Origin of the sequence: Microbacterium sp. WCS2018Hpa-9 (assembly GCF_031843745.1) — a bacterium.
GTDB lineage: Bacteria > Actinomycetota > Actinomycetes > Actinomycetales > Microbacteriaceae > Microbacterium.
This window is the reverse complement of the sequence record NZ_JAVTIY010000014.1, coordinates 42,892-58,061: the sequence shown is the minus strand read 5'-3', so window position 1 is coordinate 58,061 and position 15,170 is coordinate 42,892. Positions and strand designations below refer to the sequence as shown.

The following is a 15,170-nucleotide window of genomic DNA, read 5'->3' as shown; positions in this document are numbered from 1 at the left end:
CGCGCATCACGAAGCCCCCACCCCTTCGGGAGGAGAACTGCGCCTCGGGAGGAGACTTCCCGCGAATCCCTCCTCCCCAGCGGCAGATCTCCTCCTCGAGGCGCCGGGCCCCCGCAGTGCGCACAGACCCTCCCCTGGTCGGAAGGCCGCATCGGCAAGACGCGCATCACGAAGCCCCCACCCCTTCGGGAGGAGAACTGCGCCTCGGGAGGAGACTTCCCGCGAATCCCTCCTCCCCAAGGGCAGATCTCCTCCTCGAGGCGGCGAGCCCCCGCATCCACCGACTTCCCCTATCGAACGATTAACGATAGATTTCTGTTGTTGCTCGATGAGAGGTGGAGTCATGGGGAAGTCGACGATCGTCGTATTGAAGGTCGTGATCGTGCTGGCGCTGATCGGATCCGTGGCGGTGCAGGCGCTCATCGTGCCGCTGCTGTGGCTCGACCTCGGCGCCGAAGAGCTGTGGGGCCGGATCACGCTCGTGTCGATCGTGGTGCTCGGGGTCGCGACCCTGCAGGTCTTCGGCATCTGCGTGTGGATGCTGCTGACGAAAGTGCGCCGCGGATCGATCTTCTCGACCTCTTCGTTCCGCTACATCGACGTCATCATCGGCGCGATCCTCGTGGCCGCAGCGCTCACGTGGATTCTCGCGGCGATACTCGCACCGGGCTCGGCCGCGCCGGGCCTCGTGGCGCTCATCGGAGGCGCCGGTGTCGTGCTCGGCGGCATCGCCCTGCTCGTCGTCGTCATGAAGGCGCTGCTGCGGCAGGCCATCGAGCGCGACACCGAAGCACAGTCGCTGCGCTCGGAGCTCGACAACGAGGTGATCTGATGCCCGTCGTGGTCGACATCGACGTGATGATGGCGAGGCGCAAGATGGGCGTCGGCGAGCTGGCCGAGCGCATCGGCATCACCCCGACGAACCTCGCAGTGCTGAAGAACGGCCGCGCGAAGGCGGTGCGCTTCTCTACGCTCGACGCTCTGTGCGAGGTCTTGGAGTGTCAGCCGGGCGACATCCTGCGCTGGGAGGCGTGAGGGGACGGGAAGTCACGGGCCGTGTGCGCTTGCGAAGTCCGTGTGCACTTTCGAAGTCCGAAGTCCGAAGTCGCGGAATCCGGACTTCGCAAGCGCACATCGCCTTCGCTGGCGCACGGGATGCCGGATGCCGCGCGCCGGATGCCGGATGCCGGATGCCGGATGCCGGGCGCGGGATGCAGAAGACCTACCGCCCGGCGAGCAGCTCGTACAGCCGTGCGGCCTCGCCCTCAGCCATGCCGTACCCGTGCTCAGGCCCCGGGTACACGCGTTCACGCACCTCACTCGCATACGCCGCGACTCCGGCGATCGAGACGCCCCGCACATCCGCATAGCGCTTGACGAACTTGGCGACCCCGCCGGCGTAGATGCCGAGCAGGTCGTGGAAGACGAGCACCTGGCCGTCAGCATCCGCTCCTGCTCCGATGCCGATCAGCGGAATGCGCAGCAGGGGCGCGAGTGCTGCGGTGACCTCGGACGGCACGGCTTCGATGACCAGCACCGAGACTCCGGCATCCTGCAGGGCGAGGGCATCCTCGATCACCTTGAGCGCGGCGTCGGCGGTGCGCCCCTGGGCGCGGTAACCGCCCAGTGATGTGGCGGTCTGCGGCGTGAGCCCGACGTGTCCGACGACGGGGATGCCGGCATTCACGAGCGCACGGGCGCGTTCGACCGTGGCGCCGCCGCGTTCGATCTTGACCAGGTCGACGCCCGCCTCTTTGATGAAGCGCTGCGCGGTCGCGATGGCGATCTCGTCGGATGCCTCGTACGACCCGAAGGGCAGGTCTCCGACGAGCAGCGGCTTCGTGAGCGCTCGCCGCACGGCCTTCGTGAGCATCAGCATCTCCTCGGTCGTGACGGGCACGGTGCTGTCGTAGCCGAGCACCGTCATCGCGGCCGAGTCGCCCACGAGCACCATGTCGACGCCGGCCTCTTCGACGATCTGCGCGCTGGGAAAGTCATATGCGGTGACCATGACGATGGGCTCACGGGCCTGCTTCTTCGCGTCGAGATCGCGCAGGCTGAGGCGCTTGGTCGGGGCGGCGTGGGCGCTCATGGGGTGGCCTCGGTGGTGTCGGTGGCGGTCAGCAGATGGTTGTCGATGAGTCGGGCAGCGCCGACGCGGGCAGCGATGAGCAGCAGCGCATCTCGTTCGATGCGAGTCACGGGTTGCAGGGTCTCGGCATCCTGGAGTTCCAGGTATTCGACAGCGATCCCCGCCGCCGAGAGCACAGCGTGGGCGGAAGAGAGGATGCTGGCGCCGTCGCGCTCCCCCGCTCGGTGCACGGCATCCGCGGCGTCGAGGGCGCGGTTGAGCGCGGTCGACTGGGCGCGAGCATCCGCGTCGAGGTAGACGTTGCGCGAGCTCATCGCGAGTCCGTCAGGTTCGCGGACGATCGGGCACGCCACGATGCGCACGTCGAGGTCGAGGTCGCGCACGACCCGGCGCACGACCAGCACCTGCTGGGCATCCTTCTGGCCGAAGTAGGCGACGTCGGGCTGCACGATGCCGAACAGCTTGGTGACGACGGTGGCGACGCCGTCGAAGTGGTGGGGTCCGCGGCTCGCGCCGTCGAGCACCTCGGTGATGCCCGCGACGTGGATGTTCGTGGCGAAGCCGTCGGGGTAGATCTCGGCGGGCTCGGGAGCGAACAGGATGTCGACACCCTCGGCCTCGGCGAACGCGGCATCACGAGCCTCGTCGCGTGGATAGGTGCTGAGGTCTTCGTTCGCGGCGAACTGCGTCGGGTTGACGAAGAGCGAGACGACGACGAGGCCGTTCTGCTCGCGTGCCGCGCGCACGAGCGAGAGGTGACCCTCGTGGAACGCGCCCATCGTCGGCACGAGTCCGACCGACCGGCCCGCTGCCTTGGCTTCGCGAACCGCGGCTCGCACCTCGGCGATCGTGCGGAGGATTCTCATGCCTGTGGCTCCTCTGTGGTGGCCGTGTGATCGGCAGTCGACTCGGTGGTGGCCGCGCGTGGCGCGCGCCCGGCGACCGCGCGGGTGGCGGTGGCGAGTGCGTCGAAGAGGTCTTGGTAGTCAGCGGATGCTGCGCGCTGACGTGCGACCGTCGCTTCGTCGCCGCGGGCGATGGGTCCGGTCAGGGCTGCGGATGCGCCGGACGCCACCCAGTTGTCGACCGTCTGCCGCACGAGCGGCGCCAGGTGCGCACGGTTCACCCCGGCATCCCGCCCTAGGTGTTCGGCCGCATCGAGCACGGTGAGCACGAAGTTCGAGGAGAAGGATGCGGCGGCGTGGTACTCCGCACGGTGGGCGTCGTCGACGCGGAACGGGTTCGCGCCGAGGGCTCGTGCCAGCTGCTCAGCCACCTCGAGCGCCTCGGGTGTGCGGCCGTCGACCGCGACGCCGATGCCACGGAAGGCCTCGGGCGTCTCCTTGCCGGTGAAGGTCTGCAGCGGGTGGATGCTGAAGTCGACATCGGTGAGCGCAGTCGCGCCCGAGACGTGGGCGACGAGGCGCGCATGCGGTCGGGCGGCGAAGGCCACTGCTGCGATGGCGGAATCCGGAACGCAGAGCAGGGCGATGTCGGCATCCGGCATCCGGTCGTCCCGGCGCAGGGGCCCCAGGACGACGAAGCCCGCTGCGCGCAGGGCCCGTGCGAGTACGCCGCCGAGACGGCCGGCGCCGACGATGGCGATGGTCGTTTCAGGGGTGAGAGCAGAGGTGCTGTGCATGTCGATTGCCCGGCCGAGACGTGCGGCGCGGATGGGATGAGTATCCGCCCGAATCGACGTATGCGCAAAATCTTAGAGCAAATAGCGCGGTCAGGAACCCAGTCTTGTTACCATTCTGTGCATTTTTCGCTGTGAGAGTTCATCTATTGATCCAGGCGCTGTCGTCGACCGTTCGTTGAGCGAGGACGGCGGAGCGACCGAGACGAAACGCGCCGCTCTCTCTACAGGTAGTAGGTGCGCGAGAGTTCGGCGCCGTCTTCTCGACCCCACTCGATCGTGACGCCCCGCACGGCAGGCCCTCCCAGAGTCCGACGCAGACGCACTTCGAACGACGCTCCCGGTGGCACGCCGAGCGGAAGCTGCTCGCGCAGGGTTGCCTCGATACCGGCCGTCGCCGAGATGCCCGAAACCGTCAGAACCTCCCCGCTCGTGTTGCGGAAGCTCCCGACTCGTCCATCACCGCCGAACATCCACGGTTCCGGCTCAGCAGCCGACGAACCCCTGAGGCTGCGGCCACCGGGTTGAACCGTCGGCTCGCGGTTGAGCGCATCACCGATCTCGCGCACGCCGCCCTTCGCCGAGAGGCTGTTGATGAACGCGATGACCGCCACGGTCGACGCCGCGATGGATGCCACGGCACCGAGCCACGAGGGCACGACGACGCCCCAGAAGTCGGTCGGCACGGGTTCCATGACCGCACTCTATCCGCGGCCGCCGACACCGGACAGGGGTGGTCTGCGCATTGTCGAACCCTCGCCGCGTTTCGTCTCAGTCGACTTCATCGTCTTCGCTCGACGACCAGTGGGAACGCTGCACCCCGGCATCCGCCTTACCCTTAACTGTTCTGCCCCATCCCCGGGCACCTTCTCTGGAGCATCCCCATGTCTGCAACTTCGGTCGACGATCGAACCCGCTACCGGGCGAACCCCACGGTGCTTCAGGCGCTGAAGAGCCCGCGGATGCTGACGCGCGAGGTGCTCGCCGGTCTGGTCGTGGGGCTCGCGCTGATTCCCGAGGCGATCGCGTTCTCGGTGATCGCGGGCGTCGACCCGAAGGTGGGCCTGTTCTCGTCGTTCATCATGGCGGTGTCGATCGCGTTCCTCGGTGGGCGTCCGGCGATGGTGACCGCGGCGACCGGAGCCGTCGCGCTCGTGATCGCACCCGTCGCGCCGACGTACGGGCTGGACTACTTCATCGCGACGGTGATCCTGGCGGGCATCTTCCAGGTGATCCTCGGGGTGGTGGGCGTTGCGAAGCTGATGCGGTTCATCCCGCGCAGCGTCATGGTCGGGTTCGTGAACGCGCTGGCGATCTTCGTGTTCAGCTCGCAGTTCCCGCAGCTGATCGATGTGCCGTGGCTGGTGTATCCGCTGGTCGCGCTGGGCGTCGTGGTGATGCTCGTGATGCCGAAGATCACCAAGCTCGTGCCGGCGCCGCTCGTGTCCGTGATCATCGTGACCGGTGTCGTGCTGGCCTTCGCGATCGCGGTGCCGACGGTCGGCGATGAGGGCGAGCTGCCCAAAAGCCTTCCCGAGCTGTTCATCCCGAACGTGCCGCTGACGTGGGAGACGTTCACGATCATCGCGCCGTTCGCGCTCGGGGTGGCCTTGGTCGGGCTCATGGAGTCGCTGCTCACCGCCAAGCTCGTCGACGAGATCACCGACACGCACTCGAACAAGACCCGTGAGTCATGGGCCCAGGGCGTCTCGAACGTGCTCTCAGGCATCTTCGGCGGCATGGGCGGATGCGCCGTGATCGGCCAGACCATGATCAACGTCAAGGCTTCGGGCGCCCGCACCCGCATCTCGACGTTCTGCGCCGGCATCTTCCTGTTCCTGCTGGTCGTCGTGTTCGGCGACTTCGTCGGCACCATCCCCATGGCCGCCCTCACCGCCGTGATGATCATGGTCGCGATCGGAGCCTTCGACTGGCACAGCATCAAGCCATCGACTCTGAAGCGGATGCCGAAGAGCGAGACGTTCGTGATGGTCGCCACCGTCGTGCTCGTGCTCATCACGCACAACCTCGCGGTCGGCGTCGTCGGCGGGGTGCTCGTCGCGTCGGTGCTGTTCGTGCGGCGCGTGGCGCACTTCGTCTCGGTGACGCGAACCGTGTCGGATGCCGGAGATGCCGTCACGTACACCGTGACCGGCGAGCTGTTCTTCGCCTCGAGCAACGACCTGACGACGCTGTTCTCGTATCCGGAGGATCCTGGTCTTGTGGTGATCGATCTGTCGGGGTCGCACATCTGGGATGCCTCGACGGTCGCAGCCCTCGATGCGATCGAGACGAAGTACACAGCGCTCGGCAAGACGGTCGAGATCGTCGGGATGAACGAGAGCAGCCAGCGGATGCGGGGAAGGCTGACTGGCGGGTTCGAGTGACGCGTCCGGACTTCTCGCAGGGTCCTCAAGACGTGTAAAGAATCGGCGCCAGTTTTCACACGTCTGTCCGACTGTTGAAGTCTCGTCACAGATCGCTTCGGCGCCCTCGTGAGCCGAAACGCGCCCAGACGTTCACCCGACGCCCCTTCTGCGTTCACTTCCGCCGCCTATCTTGAGTGCGGTCGCGCGAACGCGGCTAAGAAACAGACTGATCGTTGTACATACACCACAACTCCGAGGTAAAGTCAGATCAGACATACCTCGATGACGAGAAAGGCGACCATGGTCGACATCCGAAAGAAGCGCTGGTCTCTCCTGGGAATCGCTGCGGTGGCGGCCGTGACCCTGACCGGCTGCGCAGGCGGCAGCACCGAGACCGACGGCGGCTCGAGTGACGGCGGGTCGGATGCGACCCTCATCGTCTACACCAACTCGAACAGCGACGGCCGTGGTGAGTGGATCACCGAGAAGGCCGCGGATGCCGGCATCGACATCGAGATCGTGGGCCTCGGCGGCGCCGACCTCACCAACCGCATCATCGCCGAGAAGAACAACCCGGTCGGCGATGTCGTGTTCGGTCTGAACAACATGTTCTTCGAGCAGCTCAAGGCCGAAGAGGCGATCACCGCCTACGAGCCCGAGTGGAGCGGAGAGGTTCCCGCCGACGCGGGCGACCCCGCCGACGGCGCCTTCTGGCCGCTCGTCGAGCAGGCCATCGTCACGGTCTACGACGAGAACAAGATCACCGACGCCCCCTCCGACGAGGAGGACCTCTGGACCGAGGAGTACGCCGGCCGCTACGAGGTCAACCCGGCACTGGGCCAGGCCACCCCGCAGCTCGTGCTCGCCAGCATCCTGTCGCGTCACCTCGATGAGGACGGCGACCTCGGTGTCAGCGACGAGGGCTGGGAGCTCGTCGAGGCGTACTACGCCAACGGTTCGCCCGCGGTTGAGGGCACCGACCTCTACGCCCGCATCACGCGTGACGAGGTCGACTACGGCGTGCTGCCCTCGAGCGGCATCGCGGCCCGTGACGAGGAGTACGGCACGAAGACCGGCATGATCGTTCCTGACTACGGCGTGCCGTACGTCACCGAGCAGATCGCGCAGATGAGCGCCACCGACAACGAGGCCAAGGCTCAGGAGTTCATCGACTGGTTCGGCAGCGCCGAGGTGCAGGGCGAGTTCGCCGCCGAGTTCAACTCGATGCCCGTCAACGAGGGTGCGGTCGAGCAGGCCAACCCCGAGGTCGTCGAGCTCATGGGCACCCTCGACCGCCAGGACATCGACTTCGGCTTCGTGAGCGAGAACCTCGGTGCGTGGGTCGAGAAGACCACGCTCGAGTACATCGGCTGATCGAGAAGGACGACCGGAACAAGCACATGATCCGTTTCGAAGATGTCGAGGTCGCGTTCGGCGATCACCATGCGGTCTCGCACCTCGATCTGGAGATCCAGGAGGGTGAGTTCTTCACCCTCCTGGGTCCGTCCGGATGCGGCAAGACCACCGCCCTGCGAGCACTCGCCGGGTTCGTCGAGCCGACCGGCGGGCGCATCCTGATCGGCGGGCGCGATGTCACGCGCGTGCCGAGCGAGAAGCGCGGCGTGGGCATGGTGTTCCAGAACTACGCGCTGTTCCCGAGCATGAACGTGCGCGAGAACATCGCGTTCGGGCTCTCGATCCAGAAGGCGTCGAAGGCCGACCAGCGCCGTCGCGTCGACGAGATCGCCGACCGCACCGGACTCGCACTCACGCAGCTCGAGAAGAACGTGTCAGAGCTCTCCGGCGGACAGCAGCAGCGCGTGGCGATCGCCCGCGCGCTCGCACTGACCCCCAGCATCCTGCTGCTCGACGAGCCGCTGTCGAACCTCGACGCGAAGCTCCGTGTGCAGCTGCGCGAGCAGCTGAAAGACCTGCAGCGCGAGGTCGGCGTGACCACGGTCTACGTCACGCACGATCAAGAAGAAGCCCTCACCCTCAGCGACCGCATCGCCGTGCTCGACGCCGGCACGCTGCAGCAGGTCGGCACCCCTGAAGAGATCTACGACCGCAGTGCGACGCCGTTCGTCTGCCGCTTCATCGGCGAGAACAACCGCCTCAGCCCGGCGCAGGTCACGAGCCTCGGCGGCGGACTGGATGCCACGGCAGAGAGCTATGTGCGGCCCGAGAAGCTGCACCTGGCCGATGCCGGAGACAGCTCTACGGCATCCGCCTCGCTCGATGGCACCATCGTCGATCGCACGTACCACGGCAGCCACAGCGTCTACACGGTGACGGCCGAGGATGCTCCGCTGCGCGTGAGCGTTCCGGCTGCGGCGAGCGCCCGCCAGTGGAACCCGGGCGACGCCGTGCGCGTCGACGTGGATCCCCGCTGGATCCTGCAGTACCCGGCGGCATGACATGTCGGATGCGCAGAAGCCCAGCAACCCCATGAACCCCGCGGTCCCGCCGTCAGCGGCCGTGACCGGAGAAGCCGGCTCCTTGACGACCCACGCGGTCGTCGAGGGTCAGACGCCGGGACCGCGGCCCCGCAAGAGAGGACGCCCTGGCAGCGTGAAGGCGATGCTGCGTTCGCCGCTCGCCTGGATCACGGGCATCATCGTGATCTGGTTCGCCGCGGCGTTCCTCGTGCTGCCGAACGCCGCCCTGCTCGGGGTCACGTTCTTCCCCGACGGGCAGTTCAGCATCCGCGCCGTCGAGAAGCTGTTCGGCAGCGAGCGCGCACTGAAGACGCTCGGCAACAGCTTCGTGCTCGCGATCACCCTGTCGATCACGGTCAACGTGGTCGGTGTGTTCATCGTGCTGGTGACGAAGTACTTCCAGGTGCGCGGCGCGAAGGTCCTGTGGCTCGGCTATGCCACCACCTTGATCTACGGCGGCATCGTGCTGGCCGCCGGCTACAACTTCATCTACGGCCGGTTCGGGTTCTTCACGAACATGATGGTCAACTGGTGGCCCGACATGGACCGCGACTGGTTCTCGGGGTACTTCGCGGTCGTCTTCGTGATGACGTTCGCGACCACGACGAACCACATGCTGTTCCTCTCCTCTTCCCTCGGCAAGGTCGACTACGCGTCGATCGAGGCGGCGAAGCTGATGGGCGCCTCGACCTGGACCATCCTGCGCCGCATCGTGCTGCCAGTGATGAAGCCGATGCTGTTCGCCGTCACGGTGCTGACGTTCCTCATCGGGCTGGGTGCGCTGACCGCTCCGCTCGTGCTCGGCGGGCCCGACTTCCAGACCGTCGCGCCGCTGATCATCGATCTCTCGCGCAGCCCCATCACGCGTGACATCGCAGCACTCCTGGCGATCGTGCTCGGCATCGCGACGATCATCCTGCTCGCGATCATGAACCGCTTCGAGAAGTCGGGTGTGTACTTCTCGGTCGCCAAGGTGGCGACGCCGATTCAGAAGCAGAGGATCCGCAACCCGTTCGCGAACGTCGTCGTGCACGTCATCGCCTACCTGCTGTGGGTGATCTACCTCATCCCGGTCGTGCTGATCGTGATCTTCTCGTTCGTCGATGCGCGCAGCATCCTCGCCGGGTCGATCACCCTCGACAGCTTCACGCTCGACAACTACATCACCGTGTTCTCGAGCGCCGAGGCGATCCGTCCGTTCATCGTCAGCGTCGTCTACAGCGCGCTCGCCTCGCTCATCGTGGTCGGCGGGCTGCTGTTCGTGGCACGGATGCTGCAGAAGCACCGCAACCTGCTGACCACCGCGATCGAGTACGTGCTGCACATCCCGTGGATCCTGCCGATCGTGCTGATCGCGCTCGCCCTGGTGACCGCGTTCGACGAGCCGCGGGCGATCGTGGGTGGCTTCGTGCTGACCGGCACGCCGATCCTGCTGCTCATCGCGTACATCTGCGTGAAGATCCCGTTCACGCTGCGCCTGCTCAAGGCCGGGTTCGCGTCGGTGCCCGATTCGCTCGAAGACGCCTCGCGCATTCTCGGTGCGAAGTCGCTGACGACGTTCCGCAAGGTGCTGGTTCCGCTGGTGCTGCCGACGGCCGCGGCGATCACGGCGCTGAACTTCAACAGCCTGCTCGACGACTACGACGCGGCGATCTTCCTCTATCACCCGCTGTTCAAGCCGCTCGGTGTGGCGATTCAAGAGAGCACGCGCGGCGAGAACAACCTCGATGCGATGCCGATCACGTTCGTCTACACAGTGCTGCTGATGATCATCATGGGTGTCACCATGTATCTCGTGTATGGACGAGGTTCGCGCGCCGGAGCGCCCCGCAAGGCCAAGAAGGCGCGCGCGTGAGTGGTGCGGACGCCGGGGCGCCGGGGCTGCGCGTTACGGTCAGCGATGTGGCCGCGGCCGCCGGGGTGTCTCGGGCGACGGCGACCAGGGCGCTGAAAGGCGAGGGGCGATTCGCGCCCGAGACCCAGGAGCGGATCCTCGCCGAGGCCGAGCGCCTCGGATACGTGCGCAACACGATGGCCGCCGAGCTCGCCGCCGGTCGCACCGGCACGGTCGGGCTGATGCTGCGCGACGCGAGCAACCCCGCCTACGGTCTGCTGTTCTCGCGGTTGCAGGACGAGGCGCACAGGCGTGGCCTCGACCTCGTGACCGTGACGATCGGCGCCGACGTGCAGGGCGCCGAGCAGGTCAATGCGCTGCACCGGCTGCTCGGCATGCGCGTCGCCGGACTGATCGTGGCGACCGGAGGAATCACGGCCGCACAGCTCGAGCCATTCGCCGACCAGGTGCCGATCGTGCGCGCGGGGCGGGTTGAGACGGCGGAGCGGATTCATACCGCGCACTATGACGACCCCTCGCATGGAAGGATGCTGGCTTCGCATGTCTTGTCGCTGGGGCACCGGCGCGTGGTCGTGCTCTCCGGCGCGGAGGATGTCTCGTTCGCCGAGCATCTTCGGGCTTCGGCGATGGAGTCGACGTTGGTTGCCGGCGGGGCATCGGTGACTCGGGTGTCTGCGGGAGCAGCGCCGACCGATGGAGTGGATGAGGCGCTGGATGCCGTGCGCGACGGGGCTACAGCTGTGATGTGCGCGTCGGACTACCGGCAGCTTGCGGTCATGCGGGCGTTGCGTGGTGCCGGGTTGTCTGTGCCCGGGGACGTGAGCGTGACGGGGTGCGACGGCATCCTTCCCGGTGCCGACCTGCTGGGGCTGACGACTCTGCGGATTCCGGTCGAGGCTGTCGCTGCCGCGGCTGTCGAGACGATGCAGCTTCTTCTGAGTTCTGACGCCGACTCCGCGCCGACCGTCAGGCAGCCGTTCGTCGGAACCCTCGTGCCCGGGTCGACTGCCGCGGCCATCTGACTTCTGTCCTGTACTTGTTCGTCGTCTCACTGGAAGAGAAATGATCCTCACCGAGCACTCTCGCCCATCGCACACCTTCGTGCACATCTCCGACACGCACCTTCCCGGTGAACGCGCGCCACTGTATGGCAGTGGGGCGGATGCTGACGCGAACCTCAATTCTGTGCTCGCCCGGTTGGTGTCTTCCGGGCTTCGCCCTGACGCTCTGCTGTTCACGGGGGATCTGGCGGATCGCGGGGACGCGTCGTCGTATCGGCGGTTGCGGGAGTTGGTGGCGCCGGCGGTTGAGGCGTTGGGGTGCGAGGTCGTGTGGGCCATGGGCAACCATGACGAGCGCGGGGCGATGCGGGCGGAGCTGGGGCTTGCGGGTGGCTCTTCGGATGCTGTTGTCGAGGTGCGCTGGTTCGGCGGGATGCGGGTGATCGTGCTGGATTCGACGGTTCCCGGGCACCACTGGGGTCGGGTCGATGAGGCGCAGTTGGCGTGGCTGGGTGGGGAGCTTGCTACGCCCGCGCCGGAGGGTTCGCTGCTGCTGATCCATCACCCGCCGCTGCCGACGGTGCTCGACCTTGCGGTGACGGTCGAGCTGCGCGAGCAGGCGGCGCTCGCTGAGGTCTTGGCAGGGTCGGATGTGCGGGGGATCCTATCGGGGCACGTGCATCACCCGTCGTTCGGGACGTTTGCGGGGATTCCCGTGTCGGCGGCGTCATCGAGCGCGTACGGGCAGGATCTTGCCCAGCCGGTCGGAGCCACGCGTGGGCATGATGCGTCGCAGGGCTACAACCTCGTGCACGTGTATGAGGGGACGATCGTGCATTCGGTCGTGGGGCTTGAGGTCGGTGCGGATGTCGGGGAGCCGGTTGCGGCAGAGGAAGCCGGGAGGCGGATCGCGGGGCGTGGGATTAGCTGGCGGGAGCGGGCGTAGCCGGTCCAGCGCCCCGCAACTTTCATCTTTCGCGAAAGACGTTCCGAGTTCGTGCGCCTCTTGGACTTCGCGACTGGGCGCGACGCTACCGCCGGTTCTCTTCGATAACTGAGAGGATTGATCGCACTTCAGCTGTGGGTTGCATTCCGAACACTTGGATAATGAGCTCGACCTGCCTTGCGACAATCAATCGGAGGGCCATCACAGCTGTACGGAACAGGACAGAAGAGTCCTCAAAGTGCACACCGTTCGCGCCGCCCGCACTCACAAACTCGCGCGCCGCAGCCCGCACTTCGCGGAGTGCGTCTTTAAGCGGACCCGCCGTCGAAGAGGCCATCATCAAACTCGCCGCATTGCGAAGATTCAAAGCTGATTGAACGCAAAAATCGGAATCCTCCCTAACGTGCGAGTCGGACAGAACACGAAGGTCGCCCACAAGATCAAGAAAATTCTCGGCAACTCCCCAATTGCTGCTGATGTGCGCATCGAGCGACGGGTCGTAGATGGTCACTTTTCCTCTTTCAGTCGTCGTTCGATAGCATCGTCCAGTTCTCGCAACACCTGCGCTCGGAAGACAGGCGTCTCTCTCGGAAACCGGGTCAGCAGCGAGTTGTCCGAATAGGGAGACTTGGTACCAGTTGCCACTCGAAGCAAGGGTATGTCCGTCGGGTCGGTCGCATCCCGCACAAGTGCGCTGATGTGTCCCGAAACGTGCTGCGGCCCGGTGACGTGCCACTGATCGTAGATGTCGGCGAGAATCTGAAGCTCGAAGGACAACCGCCGCTCTCGCGCCATAGCCCGCCTCGCATCCGTGGCATCTTTCCTTGCATGGATCGCTTGCCTCACTGCGACCCAAAGCGCGACCACCGTAATCACTCCTACGAAAAGATTGATCGAGAGTTCAAGAACTGCGAGATCCTCGGCCAACACACTCCTCCTCCCAGCGGTCGCGCTCAGACTACTGCCATTACAGCTGAACCGCGATCGACTGGGCGGCGGCGGTTGCCTCCGACACCGTCGCGATCCCCGTATGTTGCGGTCGTGTGCGCATTGGGCGAGGAGTGACGCTGAACGCATGGCCGCCGGTGGGTCGATCCGCCCAGGCAGACCCCCACCGACCGGCGTCGACAGCCGCTCACGGAACCACGATGACCTTGCCCGATACCTTCCCGTCCGCTGCATCCGCGTGGAGTCCCTGAAGCTCGGTCAGTGGGATGCGACGAGTGACCTCCAGCGTCAGCTCTCCACTGTCGACCAGCGACACGAGTTCGGCAAGCTTCTCCGCATCACTCCGAACGAACATGACCACCGACTTCACACCACGGCCCGCGTCATCCGGCGCCGGCATCCAAGCAGTGGTGCTCACCACGACTCCCCCGTCGCGCACGAGTCGCACCAGGGCGGTGAACTCGTCCGGCTCGATCGGAGCCAGGTTGAGCAGGAGATCGACCTGCTCGGAGACGGCATCCAGGACCTTGGTCTCGGTGTGGTCGATGATCTCGTCGGCACCCGCCGCACGCACGGCATCCGCACTCCGCGGGCTGGCCGTCGCGATGACGTACGCACCCGCACGCTTCGCCAGGGCGATCGCGTACTTGCCGACGACTCCGCCGGCGCCGACGATGAGCACTCGCTCGCCCGCCTCGAGGCCGCCGTCGTCGAAGAGCGCCTGACGCGCGGTCAGCGCGACGGATGGGAGCGCTGCGGCATCCGCGAGCGGCACGCTGGTCGGCGCCGGGACGAGTGCATCCGCGGGGGCGATGACGTACTCCGCCGCTCCGCCATGGGTCGCCATCGGCAGGAAGGCGATCACCGCGTCACCCACCGCGAAGCCGTCGACTCCGCCGCCCAGGGCGTCGACCGTTCCTGAGACGTCGTATCCCGGGATGTGCGGGAGCACCACCGGGATCGGCAGGAAGCCCGCGCGCATGCCGTTGTCGGCGGCACTGAACGCGGATGCTGCGACCCGCAGCCGCACCTGGCCGGCGCCCGGGACGGGCTGGGCGATCTCCTCGTACTGCAGAACCTCGGGGCCGCCCACTTCGTGGAACCGTACTGCCTTCATGGTCTTTCCTTTCGTTAGGTGCTTCGAATTCGAAGCAATAAAATGAACGTAGCACTGCTTCGAATTCGAAGCAACAGGTATACTGGATCCATGAGCACACGACCCCCTCAGCTCTCCCCGACGGAGCTCGCGGCCTATTTCGCCTTCACCGAGGTGAGCAGCCTGCTGCGGCATGCGGTCGAGAAGCAGCTGCGCGACGTCGGCAAGCTCAGCTACGTGCAGTTCCAGCTGCTCGCGCGGCTCGGCGACGCCCCGGATGGGTCGCAGCGGATGACGGACCTTGCGGATGGGGTCGTGTACAGCCGAAGCGGGCTGACATATCAGGCGCAGTCGTTGGAGGAGCGCGGACTCGTCACGCGCGGGCCGTCACCAGAGGATGAGCGCAGCACCATCGTCGCAATCACGGACGAGGGGCGGGATGTGTTGGCGATGGTGTTCCCGGGTCACATCGCGGCCGTGAAGGCGCATCTGTTCGAGTCGCTCAGCGCGGGGGATGTGGAGATGCTCGCGCGGGTGATGACCCAGGTCAGTGGGCACCTGCGAGCGGAGCCTCCGCGGAGTGCGGCGCCGCGGAATCGCGCATTGAGCAAGTAGCCACCGAGAGACGGGCACGAACCGACAAAGCGATGAGCTCTTTCCGGACTCGTTCATCTGGCGCGGCATGAATCTCGAGCGGAGCCTGTCAACCTCGATGTTGGCCGACGGACGCCGCTGTCCGTTTCAAGACAGAGACTCCGGTGGAAAAGTACGATCGATGCCTGCTCG

Annotated in this window: 16 protein-coding genes; 9 read left to right on the top strand and 7 right to left on the bottom strand. The window is 66.2% G+C overall.

Annotation, left to right across the window (positions count from 1 at the left end):
- Window positions 1-343: 343 nt before the first annotated feature.
- Together RQG82_RS19910 and RQG82_RS19905 are read left to right on the top strand one after the other, a co-directional pair.
- Entirely contained in the window at window positions 344-832 is a 489-nt protein-coding gene (locus RQG82_RS19910; RefSeq protein ID WP_311260518.1) for a DUF2975 domain-containing protein, read from the top strand.
- Entirely contained in the window at window positions 832-1,035 is a 204-nt protein-coding gene (locus tag RQG82_RS19905) for a helix-turn-helix transcriptional regulator (protein WP_042540715.1), read from the top strand. The genes RQG82_RS19910 and RQG82_RS19905 overlap by 1 nt, the downstream gene beginning before the upstream one ends.
- Window positions 1,036-1,222: 187 nt before the next feature.
- Here the strand turns inward: RQG82_RS19905 and panB are convergent, their stop codons facing one another.
- The 4 genes from panB to RQG82_RS19885 all read right to left on the bottom strand — a co-directional run bounded on the left by panB (window position 1,223) and on the right by RQG82_RS19885 (window position 4,426).
- Window positions 1,223-2,092, bottom strand: a complete 870-nt coding sequence (gene panB, locus RQG82_RS19900; RefSeq protein WP_311260517.1) for a 3-methyl-2-oxobutanoate hydroxymethyltransferase — start codon at window positions 2,090-2,092, stop codon at window positions 1,223-1,225.
- Window positions 2,089-2,958, bottom strand: coding sequence for a pantoate--beta-alanine ligase (gene panC / locus RQG82_RS19895; RefSeq protein WP_311260516.1), 870 nt, complete (start codon window positions 2,956-2,958; stop codon window positions 2,089-2,091). Before panC ends, panB begins: the two co-directional genes overlap by 4 nt.
- Entirely contained in the window at window positions 2,955-3,734 is a 780-nt protein-coding gene (locus tag RQG82_RS19890) for a DUF2520 domain-containing protein (protein ID WP_311260515.1), read from the bottom strand. The genes panC and RQG82_RS19890 overlap by 4 nt, the downstream gene beginning before the upstream one ends.
- A 221-nt stretch (window positions 3,735-3,955) precedes the next feature.
- Entirely contained in the window at window positions 3,956-4,426 is a 471-nt protein-coding gene (locus RQG82_RS19885; protein WP_311260514.1) for a hypothetical protein, read from the bottom strand.
- A 189-nt stretch (window positions 4,427-4,615) separates the two neighbouring features.
- Here RQG82_RS19885 and RQG82_RS19880 point away from each other — a divergent pair, with 189 nt between their 5' ends.
- The 6 genes from RQG82_RS19880 to RQG82_RS19855 all read left to right on the top strand — a co-directional run bounded on the left by RQG82_RS19880 (window position 4,616) and on the right by RQG82_RS19855 (window position 12,340).
- Window positions 4,616-6,118: a SulP family inorganic anion transporter gene (locus RQG82_RS19880; RefSeq protein WP_311260513.1), complete on the top strand. Its 1,503-nt coding sequence runs from the start codon at window positions 4,616-4,618 to the stop codon at window positions 6,116-6,118.
- A 282-nt stretch (window positions 6,119-6,400) separates the two neighbouring features.
- The gene (locus RQG82_RS19875) at window positions 6,401-7,474 is read left to right on the top strand and encodes an extracellular solute-binding protein (protein WP_311260512.1); all 1,074 of its coding nucleotides are present in this window, start codon (window positions 6,401-6,403) and stop codon (window positions 7,472-7,474) included.
- Between the two features lie 26 nt (window positions 7,475-7,500).
- On the top strand, window positions 7,501-8,517 hold the full coding sequence (locus RQG82_RS19870) for an ABC transporter ATP-binding protein (RefSeq protein WP_311260511.1): 1,017 nt from the start codon (window positions 7,501-7,503) through the stop codon (window positions 8,515-8,517).
- 82 nt (window positions 8,518-8,599) lie between these two features.
- A complete protein-coding gene (locus RQG82_RS19865) occupies window positions 8,600-10,393 on the top strand; it encodes an iron ABC transporter permease (RefSeq protein WP_311260510.1) in 1,794 nt (597 codons plus the stop codon).
- Window positions 10,390-11,415, top strand: coding sequence for a LacI family DNA-binding transcriptional regulator (locus tag RQG82_RS19860; protein ID WP_311260509.1), 1,026 nt, complete (start codon window positions 10,390-10,392; stop codon window positions 11,413-11,415). Before RQG82_RS19865 ends, RQG82_RS19860 begins: the two co-directional genes overlap by 4 nt.
- Before the next feature lie 40 nt (window positions 11,416-11,455).
- A complete protein-coding gene (locus RQG82_RS19855; protein WP_311260508.1) occupies window positions 11,456-12,340 on the top strand; it encodes a metallophosphoesterase in 885 nt (294 codons plus the stop codon).
- A gap of 85 nt (window positions 12,341-12,425) precedes the next feature.
- Here RQG82_RS19855 and RQG82_RS19850 read toward each other — a convergent pair whose 3' ends face one another.
- The 3 genes from RQG82_RS19850 to RQG82_RS19840 form a co-directional block, all read right to left on the bottom strand.
- Complete coding sequence (locus RQG82_RS19850; RefSeq protein WP_311260507.1) at window positions 12,426-12,851, bottom strand: hypothetical protein; 426 nt, start codon at window positions 12,849-12,851, stop codon at window positions 12,426-12,428.
- Window positions 12,848-13,267: a hypothetical protein gene (locus RQG82_RS19845; RefSeq protein ID WP_311260506.1), complete on the bottom strand. Its 420-nt coding sequence runs from the start codon at window positions 13,265-13,267 to the stop codon at window positions 12,848-12,850. The genes RQG82_RS19850 and RQG82_RS19845 overlap by 4 nt, the downstream gene beginning before the upstream one ends.
- Before the next feature lie 208 nt (window positions 13,268-13,475).
- Window positions 13,476-14,405 carry an NADP-dependent oxidoreductase gene (locus RQG82_RS19840; RefSeq protein ID WP_311260505.1) on the bottom strand — a complete coding sequence of 310 codons (930 nt, stop codon included), beginning with the start codon at window positions 14,403-14,405 and terminating at the stop codon, window positions 13,476-13,478.
- A gap of 90 nt (window positions 14,406-14,495) precedes the next feature.
- Here RQG82_RS19840 and RQG82_RS19835 point away from each other — a divergent pair, with 90 nt between their 5' ends.
- The gene (locus RQG82_RS19835; RefSeq protein WP_311260504.1) at window positions 14,496-14,999 is read left to right on the top strand and encodes a MarR family transcriptional regulator; all 504 of its coding nucleotides are present in this window, start codon (window positions 14,496-14,498) and stop codon (window positions 14,997-14,999) included.
- Window positions 15,000-15,170: the final 171 nt, after the last annotated feature.